Genomic DNA, 13,785 nt, shown 5'->3' with positions numbered 1-13,785 from the left:
CCAACAGCAAGAGGATCGTGCAAGAACGCGCGAGTTTCGTGAAAGGTCCGGCGCTCCTGGTCTTCTGAGTCAGGAATTCCGTCAGGCACTGGCGAGGCGTTCGAGGATCTCGCGGTGTTGGTCCAGACGTAGGGCTTGGATCGGCATTCCATGCGACACGGTCCCACGCGGCGACGGCCGCGGCGGCTACCGAGAGCTTTGGCACTCTGGACGTCATGGTGAACAACGCCGGCTACGCCACCAGCGCGGGGATCGAGGACATCCCGGATGCCGCTAGCAGTCATTGTCGTCTTCCTTGCCGATCGTGTGGGCTGGGGTCAACGGGTACGGATGTCGAGGTGCCCGTATTGCTCACCGCGGACCCGGTCCGCGGCGAACATCTCGTTCAGGACGGCGACGTCATCAGCGCTCAGCGGCACTGACGACGCGGGCGGCGGCTACCTGCTGAGCGGACCGATCCGGTGGCCATCCAACCTCTACCCCGATGCGCTGCTCATCACGGGGCGTGTACCGACAAGGGCGACAAGATCATCGTCGCCCTGCCCTTGGCGGGCAGTCCTTCCCCCCGCTTGCGCTGGGGAGCACCACCTCGTCGTTCCTGTACCTGACCGACGTCCGGGTCAGTGCCGACCAGGTACTAACTTCGAGACCTTCCTGACCTCGGTCCGGCCCAGCTTCCTCGTGCTGCAGACGGCAATGTGCCTGGGCTTGGCCCGTCCCTGCCTTATCAACGCGCGGGCATCCCTGGCGGGTGTCGCCTCGGTGTTCATTACCGAGGTGGAAGCCATGGCCGGCAAGCTGGCGCTGATCAACGCGGCGATGACGAAGACAGCGCACAGTGTCGGAGGACCGATCCCGCCGACCCGCGCGGAACTGCTCGCCATGCGTCTGACCGCAGCAGATGTCGCCACCGGCGCGGCGGCGCTGGAGGCGAAGACCGCCGGTGGCAAGGGGTACATCAGCAGTTCGGGGATGAGCCGTCGCTATCGCGAAGCCGCCTTCATCCGTGCAATCCCCCTCCGAGTCACAGCTTCGCTGGGAGCTGGCCTCATGCGGGCAGTGATCGGCGAGCAGACCCCGTCGGGATCACGATGCTGACCCACGCCCGTTCACCCGCGAGGCACCTGAGCGCCCCACTCACCCGGCATCGCGCGCGCAGAGGCCCGGGGCAGGCTCAGCGGACTACGAGCGTATGCTCCTGCGCCGGGACCAGCTCGCCGATAATCGGCGCGCCGGGAACCTCGCCCGCCACGAGCAGTCCGCCGGAGGTCTGCGCGTCGGCCAGCAGCAGCCGTGTCTCCACGTCCGCGGTGCCGAAGTCTGTGTACGGGGCAACCCAGGCAATGTTGCGGTGCGTGCCGCCGCTGACGTAGCCGCCCCGGGCCGCCTCCCGAGCGCCGGCCAGGTACGGAACGGCCGCCGCGTCGATGACGGCGGTGACCCCTGAGGCGCGGGCCAGCTTGTAGAGGTGCCCGAGCAGGCCGAACCCGGTGACGTCTGTGGCGCACACGGCGCCGGCGCGCAGAGCGGCGGCGGCGGCGTCCCGGTTGAGTTGCGTCATGGCCGCCACCGCGTGCTCGAACACCTCGCCCGTCGCCTTGTGCCGGTTGTTCAGCACGCCGACGCCGAGCGGCTTGGTAAGCGACAGCGGCATCCCCGGCCGGCCGCGGTCGTTGCGCAGCAGCCGGTCCGGATCGGCGATCCCGGTGACCGCCATCCCGTACTTGGGCTCGGCGTCGTCGACGCTGTGGCCGCCGGCCACGTGGCAGCCTGCCTGGGAGGCGATGTCCAGGCCGCCGCGGAGCACCTCCCTGGCCAGGTCGAACGGCAACACGTCACGAGGCCATGCCAGCAGGTTCACCGCCACCACTGGCTGCCCGCCCATCGCGTACACGTCTGACAGGGCGTTGGCCGCGGCGATCCGGCCCCAGTCGTACGGGTCGTCCACCACGGGTGTGAAGAAGTCGGCGGTTGCCACGACAGCGCCTACAGCGCCGGGGCCTGCGCCGGGCAACCGGACGACTGCCGCGTCGTCGCCGCTGTCCAGACCGACCAGCAACTCCGGGGCGCCGGGCAACGGCGTGCCGGTCAAGCCAGCCACCACTTCCTCCAGCTCGCCGGGCGGGATCTTGCACGCGCAGCCGCCGCCGCGCGCGTACTGGGTGAGGCGGACGGGCTCCACTCGGGACTCCGTGATATTCATCCTTTTTCCTTTTTATTCTCGTCCGTTCGGGGACGGTTTCCGCGACACGCCGTGTGCTTGGGCGGGTGGGCCTGGCTGCCGCGCTTCGATGAGGGTCCGCCCGGGTTTACCGCTCTTCTGTCGGCTACGAGCTCGCCTGGCGTGGAGGCGTAGGGGTGCCTGGTGGCCCTCCCGGTCTTCAAAACCGAGGTGTCCGAGGATCTCGGACAGGCGGGTTCGATTCCCGTCCGCCTCCGCTCGCCTGCTGTGCCTGGCAGCGCCGCCGGGTGTCGTCCACCCGGACGGTCCAGCCCCGCTTGTCCAGGTACTCCAGCAGCGGGAGGGCGGTCCGCCGTGTGGTATCCAGAGCCCGGCGGGCCTCGCTGACGGTGAAGGGCTGGTCCAGCCGGGCGAGGACCTCGGCTGCCCGAGCGTCGGCCTCCGGCAGCAGTACGACTCCGTCCGTGATCTTCAGCACGGCGCCGGCTGCCGTCGCGGCGGCGAGCAGTTTCGGTGTCAGGCCGAGTTCGGCCAGACGGTCGGCTTCCGGAGCCCGGAAAGGCGCACGGGCCAGTTCGCGGCGCACGGCGTCGACGGCCGCCCGAACGTGCGGTGGAAGCTCGGGCCGGGCGGCGCTGCCGTAGAGCCTGCCGTCCCGCTGCCGTAGCAGGGGCTTCTCACCGGTGGCGATCAGCGCCTCGACCAGTCTGCGGTCGGGCAGGCCCAGGGCTCGTCGCGCGGCCTCGACGGGCATGCCGGGGTCCATGGGGTGCGCGGCCGCGTGGGTCTCGACGGCCGTCGCCAGCCGGCGGCCCAGCTCCGCCCAGTGGTCCGGGTCGGCGAGCCAGTCCGCGGTCACGGGTTCCACAGGGTCCGGCACGCCCATGGCGAGCAGTTCCTCCCGACGGATCAGGCCGCGGCGGCGCAACTCGTCCCCGCCGTCGGGAGTGCCGGTCATGGCCGCCAGTTCGCGGGCCCGGGCCGCGGCCGCGCCGCGGCGGGTCAGCCGCGGTGGACGGACGTCGAGGACGGTGACGCCGGCCGGGACCCGATGCTGTCCCGGGTCCCGCAGTAGCGCGGTGTCGCCGATCCGCAGCGGCAGCGGCCGGGCCAGCGACAGCCGTGCGGTGTCCTGGCCCAGCGGCCGCACGGTGACCGGGACGGCGGCGGAACCGGCGTGCAGGGTCAGCTGCCGCGGCAGGTCGGCCGACGGGGCACCGCGCAGGCGGACGTCGATCACGTCGGCGGCGAGCCAGCGACCGGGCGCCAGCAGTGCGTCGCCGCGACTGAGAGACTTCGCGGCGGCTCCGTGTACGTTCACAGCGACGCGGGCGACGGCGCTCACCGCGTCCTTGTTCTCCTGGAGGGTCTGCAGGCCCCGCACCCTCAGTTGACTCGCGTCTGCGGTGAGCGTGAGACGGTCACCGATCCGAAGGGCGCCCGCGCCGAGCGTTCCAGTCACCACTGTGCCTCGCCCCCGGACCGTGAAGGCACGGTCTACCCACAGCCGTACGTCGGCCGTGCTATCGGGGTCGGGCAGTTCTTGGACCAGCCGGACCAGCGCTTCGCGCAGCTCATCGAGTCCCGCGCCGGTGACCGCGCTGACCGCTACGGCCTCGACCCCGCCCAGCGAAGTGGCGGCGAGCCGGTTCAGCGCGTCGTCGCGGGCGGGTTCCGGATCCGCCAGGTCGGTGCGTGTGACGACGAGTAAGCCGTGCCGCACTCCCAAGGCGTCCACGATCGCAAGGTGTTCCTCCGACTGAGGCTGCCAGCCCTGGTCCGCGGCGACCACCAGCAGCACGGCCGGCACGGGGCCGACGCCTGCCAGCATGTTCCCCACCAGCCGTTCATGGCCGGGTACGTCCACGAAGGCCACCTGCTCCCCGCCGGGCGACAGCCGCGTCCACGCGAATCCCAGGTCGAGGGTGAGTCCGCGTCGGCGTTCTTCGGTCCAGCGGTCGGGCTCCATGCCGGTGAGGGCACGGACCAGCGTGGACTTTCCATGGTCGACGTGCCCGGCTGTCGCGACGACGTGCATCTGCGCTCACCTCCCCGGACCAGCGGTTGTGTCGACCGACCGGACGGCCGCCACAACCACCTGGTCGAGTTGGCGAGGCACCGTACGCAGGTCGAGCAGGCATCGTCCGCCCTCGACGCGGCCCATCACGGCGGGCGTCGCACACCGCAACCGCGCGGCATACGACTCGGGCAGCGAGAGGGCCGCGCTGGGCAGCGTCACGCCCGGAGCGCCCCCACCGCCGACCGCTGCCTCGCTGTCCACTGCTCGTGCGTCAAGTCTCGTATCGCGCAACTCGGTGGCGAGCCGCTCGGCTCGTTCCCGCAGATCACGTACGTCGGCGTGCAGTGCCGCGTGCGTGGGGGTCGCGGGTCCGCGCACGGTGGCCTCCAGAGCGGCAAGCGTCACCTTGTCCACCCGCAGCGCGCGGGCCAGCGGATGACGGTTCAGCCGCCGTACGATCTCCGCGCGCCCGAGGACGATGCCGCATTGCGGTCCGCCGAGGAGCTTGTCGCCGCTGGCGGTCACGAGGGAGGCGCCGGCACGCAGCCAGCTGGTGGTGTCCGGCTCGCCGGGCAACACCGCGTCCGGTCGCAGGAGACCGGACCCGATGTCGGCGACGACCGGAACACCGAGTTCGGACAGCTCGGCGACGCTCGCCGAGCACGTGAATCCGGTGACGCGGAAGTTGGACGGGTGGACCTTCAGCAGAAAACCGGTTTCCGGGCCGACCGCCTGCGCGTAGTCCCCGGCAACGGTTCTGTTGGTGGTACCCACCTCGCGCAGCCGAGCCCCGGTCGACACCAGCAGGTCCGGGAGGCGGAAGCCGTCGCCGATCTCCACCATCTCGCCCCTGCTGACGATGATCTCCTTCCCGGCCGCCAGCGCCGTCGCGGCCAGGACCAGAGCCGCCGCACCGTTGTTCACCACGTGAGCTGCCTCCGCAGCCGGCACCCGCTCAAGCAGAGCCGCCAGTGCCGTCCGGCCACGCCGGGACCGCGCCCCGGTGGCCAGGTCCAGTTCGACGTCGGTGTGCCCGCAGGCGGCGAGCACCGCCTCCTGGGCGGCCCCGGACAGCGACGCCCGACCCAGGTTCGTATGCAGGAGTACCCCGGTCGCGTTGATGACCGGCCGCTGACCCGCCGCGGTCTGCGGTAGGGCCGCAACCGCCGCGTCCGCGACGGACGCGGCGGGGATCTCACCGGCCCGCGCCCGCTCCTGAGCCCCCCCGACGACCGACTTCACCAGATCGGCCCCCAGCCGCTCGACAGCGGCCGCAAGACGGGGATCACCGAGCACCACGTCAGTCCGGACAATGTGACGCCGCGGGTCCTCGCCGGACCCTGTACCGCTCGCGCTGTTGCCCGCATACGGGCGCCCTCGCCGCGGCGTAGGTCCGTCCTGGTGATCCATGGGTGGCCTCCCCGGGAGTGCGGCCGGTCCGTCCTGGCCCTGCGCAGCATCATGCGGTGCTCGCTTCGGCAGCGTGTATCGGACAGCGGCGAGCCCGCGTGCCATCACCCGGACGGACTACCGCGAATCCTGGTACTGCCATCGCGGTCACGGGACCTGGCCTCGGCCTTCGCAGCGGCTGGGGCGGACGCGGATCCGGCCGCCTCGTCGCCACGACGACCAGTGCGGATGGCGGATGGGAATGCGGCGCCAGGGATGGAAAACCCAGGTGGATGAGGCGGTGCATCTCGGGACGAAGAGGGGTATCGGGCCCGGGCCGCGGCCCCCTTTTGCCAAGTCCTGTGCCCCGATCGCGGCGGGGGCGGCGAGGGCCGCAATGGGCGGGGTGATGATCCATTACCAGGCGAGTTCCCCGAACTTGCGGGCGGCCCCCCGGCCGGTAGCGTCGAGAGGAGGTAGGGCCACCGCACAAAGGAGCCGGCGGATGGGCGTGAAACGGTGGATCGAGGCGTGGCCGGTGTACCGGCAGCTCACCGGGACGGACCCGCTGGGCCGCGGCAAGGCGCCCCAGTCGAAGCGCTCGGCCGGCCTCGGGTCCCGGACGGAGAGCGCCGACCGGGTGGTGAACTCGGTGTGCCCCTACTGCGCGGTGGGCTGCGCGCAGCGAGTCTACGTGAAGGACGAGAAGGTCATCCAGATCGAGGGCAACTCCGACAGCCCGATCTCCCGCGGCCGGCTGTGCCCGAAGGGCTCCGCCAGCAAGCAGCTCGTCACCGGCCCGCACCGTGAGCAGCGGGTGCTCTACCGACCGTCCTACGGCACCGCGTGGCAGGAACTGGACCTGGACACGGCCATGGACATGGTCACCGACCGGGTCCTGGACGCCCGGCGCCGGGGGTGGCAGGACACCGACGAGCAGGGCAGGAAACTGCGCCGGACCATGGGCCTGGCGAGCCTCGGCGGCGCCACGCTGGACAACGAGGAGAACTACCTCATCAAGAAGTTGTTCACAGCCATGGGCGCATTGCAGATCGAGAACCAGGCGCGTATTTGACACTCCGCCACGGTTCCCGGTCTGGGAGCCTCGTTCGGACGTGGCGGTGCCACCGACTACCTGCAGGACCTGGTCAACACCGACTGCATCATCATCATGGGCTCGAACATGGCCGAGGCCCATCCGGTGGGCTTCCAGTGGGTGACCGAGGCCAAGGAGCGCGGCGCCCGGGTCATCCACATCGACCCACGATTCACGCGGACCAGCGCACACGCGGACCAGCACGTCACGGTGCGGGCCGGCACGGACATCGCGTTCCTCGGCGCCGTGATCAACCACATCCTCGCCAACAACCTGGACTTCCGGGAGTACGTGACGGCGTACACCAACGCGTCGTTCCTGCTGAACGAGCAGTACCAGGACGCCGAGGACCTGGACGGGCTGTTCAGCGGGTACGACCCGCACACCGCCGCGTACGACGCGTCGAGCTGGTCGTACGCGAGCGTGCCGACGGCGCAGCGGCCTGGCGGCCATGCGAAGGAGACCTCCGAGCCCTACCAGCACGGTGCCGCGGGCCCGTTCGTCGAGCGGCCCACCGGTGAGATCGAGGCCGACCCGACCCTGGAGCATCCGCGCTGCGTGTTCCAGGTGCTCAAGCGGCACTTCTCCCGCTACACCCCGGAGATGGTGGAGCGGATCTGCGGAGTGCCCCAGGATCTGTTCCTGCAGGTGTGCCGGGCCTGGACGGAGAACTCCGGCAGGGAGCGCACCACCGCGCTGGTCTACAGCGTCGGCTGGACCCAGCACTCCGTCGGCGCCCAGTACATCCGGGCCGGCTCGATCATCCAGCTTCTGCTGGGCAACATCGGCCGTCCCGGCGGCGGGATCTACGCGCTGCGCGGGCACGCCAGCATCCAGGGCTCGACGGACGTGCCCACCCTGTTCAACCTGCTGCCCGGGTACCTGCCCATGCCCGACGTCGCCCACGAGAACCTGGCCGATTACCTGGACGGCGTCCGCGGCCGACGGCAGAAGGGGTTCTGGGGCGACGCCGACGCCCTACACGGTCTCGCTGCTGAAGGAGTACTGGGGCGACGCGGCGACGGCGGAGAACGACTACTGCTTCGACTACATGCCGCGCATCAACGGCGACCACGGCACCTACCGCACTGTGATGGACATGGTCGACGGGAACAAGGTCTTCGGCTACTTCCTGCTCGGTCAGAACCCCGCGGTCGGCTCGGCCCACGGCCGCCTGCAGCGCCTCGGCATGGCGAACCTGGACTGGCTGGTCGTCCGCGACCTCACCATGATCGAGAGCGCCACGTTCTGGAAGGACGCGCCGGAGATCGAGACCGGTGAGATCGTCACCGAGCAATGCCGCACGGAGGTGTTCTTCTTCCCCGCCGCGTCGCACGTGGAGAAGGCCGGCACCTTCACGCAGACGCAGCGGATGCTGCAGTGGCGGGACCAGGCCGTGGAACCGTCCGGGGACCAGCGCTCCGAACTGTGGTTCTTCCACCAGCTCGGCGTGCGGCTGAAGGAGCGGCTGGCGGACTCGACCGACGAGCGCGACCGCCCGATCCTCGATCTGGCCTGGGACTACGAGACGGAGGGCGACGAGCCGTCCCCCTCGGACGTGCTGCGCCACATCAACGGCATCGACCTGCGCACGGGCCGCACCGTCGACGGCTACCTCGACCTCAAGGCCGACGGCAGCACGGCGTGCGGCTGCTGGATCTACAGCGGGGTGTACGCGGGCGAGACCAACCAGGCCCGCCGCCGCACGCCCCGCTTCGAGATGGGACCGTACGACGCCGAGTGGGGCTGGACCTGGCCGCTCAACCGCCGGGTGCTGTACAACCGCGCCTCGGCCGACCCGGACGGGCGGCCCTGGAGCGAGCAGAAGAAGCTGGTCTGGTGGGACGAGGAGGCCGGCGAGTGGACCGGTAACGACACCCCGGACTTCGAGCGGAACAAACCGCCGCATTACCGGCCCCCCGAGGGGGCGTCGGGCCCGGAGGCGCTCGGCGGCAGCGACGCGTTCATCATGATGCGCGACGGGAAGGCCTGGCTGTTCGCCCCGGCGGGGCTGGCGGACGGCCCGCTCCCCACGCACTACGAGCCGCACGAGTCGCCCATGCGCAACCTGCTCTACGGCCAGCAGGGCAACCCGGTGCGGAAGGTGTACGGGCGCCCGGACAACCCGTCCAACCCGGCACCCCCCGAGGCGCACAGCGCGGTGTTCCCCTACGTGTTCACCGCGGCGCGGCTGACCGAGCACCACACCGCGGGCGCCATGAGCCGGCAACTGCCGTACCTGGCGGAGCTCCAGCCGGAGCTGTTCGTGGAGGTGTCGCCGGAGCTCGCGGCCGAACGCGGGCTGCGACACCTGGACTGGGCGCATGTGATCACCAGCCGGACCGCGGTCGAGGCGCGCGTCGTCGTCACCGACCGGATGGCGCCGCTGCGCCTCGACGGACGCATCATCCACCAGGTCTGGATGCCCTACCACTGGGGCTCGACGGGGCTCACCAAGGGCGACGTGGTCAACGACCTGATCGGCGTGGTGTGCGACCCGAACGTGTTCATCCAGGAGAGCAAGGTGCTGACCTGCGACGTGCGGCCCGGGCGCCGGCCGCGGGGTCCCGCCCTGCTCGACTACGTCGCCCACTACCGCCGCCGGGCCGGCATCACAACGGAGACCGGCACCCGCATCGCGACAGCGGGCGGCCACACCCTGCGGGCGCACACCGAACCGGAACCGCCGGAGGAGCCGACATGACACGCGACAACAGCTTCTACGGGCCGCTCGCGGACCCCGCCGGGGACGCCGGCCACCGCGACCACCCGCCCCGGGTGGGCTTCTTCACCGACACCTCCGTGTGCATCGGCTGCAAGGCGTGCGAGGTGGCCTGCAAGGAGTGGAACGCCATCCCCGAGGACGGCATCGACCTGCTGGGCATGTCGTTCGACAACACCGGGATGCTGGGCGCCAGTTCGTGGCGACACGTCGCGTTCATCGAGCAGCAGCGCCCACTGGGCCGGCAGGACGCGGGCCTGTCCGAACTCCCCGTCGGCCCCAGCAGCGTCGACGGCACGACCGAAGTGGTGGCCGACGCCCTGGAGGTCGCCAAACGGGGCGGCGGCGACCTCGGCACCGCGCCCGTGGACCTGGGGTTCCCGTCCTTCGACCTGCCCGGGGCCGGCAACGGCGCCGAGAACCGCACCCAGTTCCGGTGGCTGATGTCCTCCGACGTGTGCAAGCACTGCACGCACGCCGGGTGCCTGGACGTGTGCCCCACCGGGGCCCTGTTCCGCACCGAGTTCGGGACCGTGGTGGTGCAGCCCGACATCTGCAACGGCTGCGGTTACTGCGTGTCCGGCTGCCCCTACGGCGTCATCGACCGGCGGCCCGACGACGGACGCGCCTGGAAGTGCACCATGTGCTACGACCGGCTGCGCGACGGCCTGGAACCGGCCTGTGCCAAAGCCTGTCCGACGGACTCCATCCAGTTCGGCCCGCTGGACGAACTGCGTGAGCGCGCCGACCGGCGCCTGGCGAAACTGCACGAGGCCGGGGTGACAGAGGCCCAGCTGTACGGCCGCGACCCCGACGACGGTGTGGGCGGCGACGGCGCGTTCTTCCTGCTGCTGGACGACCCGGAGGTGTACGGGTTCCCGCCCGACCCGATCGTGCCCACCCGTGACCTGATGTCGACGTGGAAGTACGTGGGCACGGCCGCGTCGGCGATGCTGGTCGCCTCTGCCGCGGTCTTCCTGCGCGGGGGGCGGCGATGAGCAGCGACGAGGCGATCCCCCGCGACGAACGCGGCTCCCGTCGTGGTCGCGGCCACGGGCGGGGCCGGGGCCGCGACCACGACGGGAGCCGCGAGCAGCCCATGGTGCCGCGCGCCGACTTCCGCTCCTACTACGGACGGCCAGTGCTGAAGCCACCGGTATGGGAGTGGAAGATCCCGGCGTATCTCTTCACCGGCGGCCTGTCGGCCGGCGCGGCCCTGCTGGGGGCCGGCGCCGACCTGACGCGGCGCCCGGAACTGCGTCGGGCGAGCCGCATCGGTGGCTTCGGCGCCCTGCTCGTCAGCATGTACCTGCTGGTCGCGGACCTCGGGCGGCCCGAGCGCTTCCACCACATGCTGCGGGTCGCCAAGCCCACCTCCCCTATGTCGGTGGGCACCTGGATCCTCGTCGCCTACGGTCCCGGCAGCGCGCTGGCGGCCACGGCCGAAGTGCTGCCCGCCGCCGTACGCGCCACCCTGCCCGGCCGGCTGCTGCGGGCGGCGGCGCGCCCGGCCGGACTGTCCGCGGCCCTCTTCGCTCCAGGGGTCGCGTCGTACACGGCGGCGCTGCTCTCCCAGACGGCGGTACCCGCCTGGCACGGCGCCCGTCAGGAACTGCCGTTCGTGTTCACCGGCTCCGCCGCGGCCAGCGGCGGAGCCCTCGGCATGCTGGTGGCGCCGGTGGCCGAGGCGGGCCCCGCCCGGCGACTCGCCGCGATCGGCGCGGCGGCCGAGATCGTTGCGTCCCGGCTGATCGACCGGCGGCCCGGCCTGGTGACCAAGGCGTACACCACCGGGCGGGCACACCGTCTGCGCCGAGCGTCGGAGTACCTCACGCTGGGCGGAGCGGTCGCCGCGGTGTCCGTCGCCCGACGCAGCCGACTGGCCGCGGCTGCGGCCGGGCTGGCGCTGCTCGCCGGCAGCGCCCTACAGCGCTTCGGCACGTTCGAAGCGGGGGTCGCGTCCACAAAGGATCCCGCCTATGTCGTAGTGCCGCAGCGTGAACGCCTGGAGGCCGCAGACAGCGAGCGACGCGGATCGTGACGTTGGGCCTCCCCTAGAGGGCGGCCTGCCTCCACTTTCGGGCGACCAACTGCTGGTGCCAGGTCAGCAGGGTCGTGGGGATCACCGCGAACACCAGGTGCCAGTGCTCGCGCGGGACCAGCCGGGACAGGACGGCGAGCCATATCCGGTCCGCAGGCTCATAGCGAACCCGCGCAATCTGACGGCGCAGCACCGCGTTCTCATGCCGCAACGCCAACACCTCCGCATCCTTGGCCGCCCGGCAGCGCAACACGGCACCGGGCAGAATGATCAAGTTGCGAACCAGGGCGGTGACGATGGACAGCGGCGGCGTCGAAGGATCGTCCCAGACACTGGCGCTGGTGCCCGTCACCCGATACCGCCCCCGAGGCAGCAAGATCCCCAGTCCCCGGCGCTGACCTGCAAGAACACAGCCTGACGGCAGATTCCGTGGATAGCCCGTTGCGGTGTGAGCCGCACGTCACCGGCCTTTAGGCGGGCCCGGCGCCTGCGCCGGATGCGGCGTTACTCTTCCCGCCCGGGGTCGCCGAGCTCGCCGTTTGCGGCGGCGACCTGCGCCTTTCGTCCCTGTATGCCGCCCTTTTTTCGCCCTCGGCGGCGGGCCGCAGCCTCCGCATTCCGTCGCGGTCTCCTTGCCGTAGCAGGTCCCGCAGAGGGGGCCCGTCAGGGCCTCTGGCGTTGATCCACATGCGGTGGTGGCACAGCCACGCCTCCTGCGGATTTACCTCGTGGGCAAAATTCTTGCCTCACAGGTGAAAGAAGTATGCACTGAAGACATGGTAGCCAGCACTCCGCCCCGCCCCCCGACCGCGCCGCCGAGGCAGGCCGGGAGGTGGCAGGGCTGGGCGCACGGCTGCGTGAGCAGCGCCGCGGCAGCGGGTTCACCCTGGAGGCCGCTGCGGCCCGGGTGGGACTCTCGCCCGCCTACCTATCCCGGCTGGAGACCAAGCGGCGGCAACCCTCACTCCCGGTCCTGCTGGGCCCTCCCGCCCCGGTACCCAGGACGTCGGCAAGTCCACCGGCCGCTGCTCCGCAAGCAAAGATCCATCCTCTGCCCACCCCCTTCGGAAAACGTGCTGCGGCGCTGCCCACGCCGACCTACTCGGCGGCCACGTGAAAAAAGCACGATGTCTGACACCATCACCACTCTCGCCGGGATCGACGCACAGGGCCTGGCACAGATGGCGGAGAACGCCAAGGCGGACTCTTCGGTGGGCAAGAAGACGCTCAAGGCCGTCACGACCTGCGAAGGCGGTTTCCGCAACCTCACCCAGGTCCGCACGCTGGCGCCGGTGCTCGTGTCCGAGCCCTGCCATCTTCTGGGTGACGACGCCGCCCCCAACCCCTCCGAGATGGCCCTGGCCGCACTGGGTTCTTGCATCTCCGTGGGCCTGCTCGCCAACGCGACGGCCCAGGGAGTCACTCTGAGCAAGATCGAGGTCGCCATGGAGGGAGACATCGACATCTCCGCGGTCTGGGGCGTCGGCGACAGCGCTGAGAACAAGGTGCCCGGGTTCACTGCCGTCCGCTGCGCCATCACGCTCGCCGGTGACGCCGACGCGGCCACGCTCCAGGAGATCAAGAACAACGCGATGGTGTGGTCACCAGTGGTCAACACCTTCGCTCGCCCCGTCGAGTTGAGCTCGACGTTCACCATCGGCTGACCGGGGCACGTCCTGCCTGCCGCTATGGGGCCGGAGATATTCACAGTCCCTTACATCCACGACCGGAGGAACCCAGATGAGTAGCGACCAACTGCACAATCTCGGTAACAACGCACAGCGTGGCCCTATGACCACATCGATGAGCGCCCAGACCGCGACGGCAGCTCCTTCCGCAACCGACCGCAACGTCGTCAACCCCACCCCCGCGGAGCTGATGGAGGACAGGGCCGGCCTGACGGACGATGTCCGGGGCAGGCAGCGGCGGTACATCATTACCATGTCGGTGCGCACGGTCTCGTTCATCCTCTTCGTCGCTCTGTGGAACGTGTCGCGGCCGCTGGCCTGGATCGCACTGACTCTGGCACTGTTGCTGCCGTACGTCGCGGTGGTGATCGCCAACGCGGGCCGGGAGAACGCGCCGAAGCTCCCGTCGACCTTCATTCACCCGCCAGTACAGCCGATGCTGGGGCACGGCGAGGACGAAGCGGGGCGGCGACATCGATTCCGGCCAGCAGTTGGTCACGGTGGTCCGCAAGGGCTCGCAGGCCGTGCAGCAACTTCCTGCCTCTCCCAATGAGGAAGTTTCATCGTGATTCGTGCAGGTCGTCGGCCCTGGCGTGACCAACAGTTGGAGTGCTCGCGCATGTCGCGATCATGATCGCGTCGGGGAG

General features: G+C 70.6%; 9 protein-coding genes, 1 tRNA gene and 3 pseudogenes. 9 read left to right on the top strand and 4 right to left on the bottom strand.

What is annotated here, in order from left to right:
* The first annotated feature begins 215 nt into the window (after positions 1 to 215).
* Both EFK10_RS47490 and EFK10_RS18505 read left to right on the top strand, forming a co-directional pair.
* Complete coding sequence (locus EFK10_RS47490) at positions 216 to 422, top strand: hypothetical protein (protein WP_164836042.1); 207 nt, start codon at positions 216 to 218, stop codon at positions 420 to 422.
* A gap of 259 nt (positions 423 to 681) precedes the next feature.
* Positions 682 to 1,098, top strand: a complete 417-nt coding sequence (locus EFK10_RS18505; RefSeq protein ID WP_127356800.1) for a hypothetical protein — start codon at positions 682 to 684, stop codon at positions 1,096 to 1,098.
* 76 nt (positions 1,099 to 1,174) lie between these two features.
* Here the strand turns inward: EFK10_RS18505 and selD are convergent, their stop codons facing one another.
* Positions 1,175 to 2,203, bottom strand: coding sequence for a selenide, water dikinase SelD (selD, locus tag EFK10_RS18500; protein WP_127356799.1), 1,029 nt, complete (start codon positions 2,201 to 2,203; stop codon positions 1,175 to 1,177).
* 143 nt (positions 2,204 to 2,346) lie between these two features.
* On the opposite strand from selD, the gene EFK10_RS18495 reads away from it, so the two are divergent.
* Positions 2,347 to 2,439: transfer RNA gene (locus EFK10_RS18495), tRNA-Sec, on the top strand.
* A 35-nt stretch (positions 2,440 to 2,474) separates the two neighbouring features.
* Here the strand turns inward: EFK10_RS18495 and selB are convergent.
* A pseudogene (selB, locus tag EFK10_RS18490) lies at positions 2,475 to 4,220 on the bottom strand (selenocysteine-specific translation elongation factor); the annotation flags it as partial.
* A 6-nt stretch (positions 4,221 to 4,226) separates the two neighbouring features.
* Entirely contained in the window at positions 4,227 to 5,612 is a 1,386-nt protein-coding gene (gene selA / locus EFK10_RS18485; protein WP_127356798.1) for an L-seryl-tRNA(Sec) selenium transferase, read from the bottom strand.
* Between the two features lie 484 nt (positions 5,613 to 6,096).
* On the opposite strand from selA, the pseudogene fdh reads away from it, so the two are divergent.
* The 3 genes and pseudogenes from fdh to nrfD all read left to right on the top strand — a co-directional run bounded on the left by fdh (position 6,097) and on the right by nrfD (position 11,450).
* Positions 6,097 to 9,391, top strand: a pseudogene (gene fdh, locus EFK10_RS52115) (formate dehydrogenase).
* On the top strand, positions 9,388 to 10,407 hold the full coding sequence (locus EFK10_RS18470; protein WP_127356796.1) for a 4Fe-4S dicluster domain-containing protein: 1,020 nt from the start codon (positions 9,388 to 9,390) through the stop codon (positions 10,405 to 10,407). The pseudogene fdh and the gene EFK10_RS18470 overlap by 4 nt, the downstream one beginning before the upstream one ends.
* Entirely contained in the window at positions 10,404 to 11,450 is a 1,047-nt protein-coding gene (gene nrfD, locus EFK10_RS18465; RefSeq protein WP_127356795.1) for an NrfD/PsrC family molybdoenzyme membrane anchor subunit, read from the top strand. The genes EFK10_RS18470 and nrfD overlap by 4 nt, the downstream gene beginning before the upstream one ends.
* 13 nt (positions 11,451 to 11,463) lie before the next feature.
* Here nrfD and EFK10_RS18460 read toward each other — a convergent pair whose 3' ends face one another.
* Entirely contained in the window at positions 11,464 to 11,802 is a 339-nt protein-coding gene (locus EFK10_RS18460; protein ID WP_206305500.1) for an integrase, read from the bottom strand.
* Between the two features lie 480 nt (positions 11,803 to 12,282).
* Here EFK10_RS18460 and EFK10_RS18455 point away from each other — a divergent pair.
* The 3 genes and pseudogenes from EFK10_RS18455 to EFK10_RS18445 all read left to right on the top strand — a co-directional run.
* A pseudogene (locus tag EFK10_RS18455) lies at positions 12,283 to 12,432 on the top strand (helix-turn-helix domain-containing protein); the annotation flags it as partial.
* Between the two features lie 145 nt (positions 12,433 to 12,577).
* Positions 12,578 to 13,114, top strand: a complete 537-nt coding sequence (locus tag EFK10_RS18450) for an OsmC family protein (protein WP_127356794.1) — start codon at positions 12,578 to 12,580, stop codon at positions 13,112 to 13,114.
* A 214-nt stretch (positions 13,115 to 13,328) separates the two neighbouring features.
* Positions 13,329 to 13,691 (top strand): DUF3099 domain-containing protein, encoded by a 363-nt coding sequence (locus EFK10_RS18445; protein ID WP_127356801.1) that lies wholly within the window; start codon positions 13,329 to 13,331, stop codon positions 13,689 to 13,691.
* The last annotated feature ends 94 nt before the right edge of the window (positions 13,692 to 13,785 follow it).

This window comes from Streptomyces soli, from assembly GCF_003999195.1.
GTDB lineage: Bacteria > Actinomycetota > Actinomycetes > Streptomycetales > Streptomycetaceae > Actinacidiphila > Actinacidiphila soli.
Note: the sequence above shows the minus strand (reverse complement) of the source record. Positions and strands in the feature narration are given on the sequence as shown.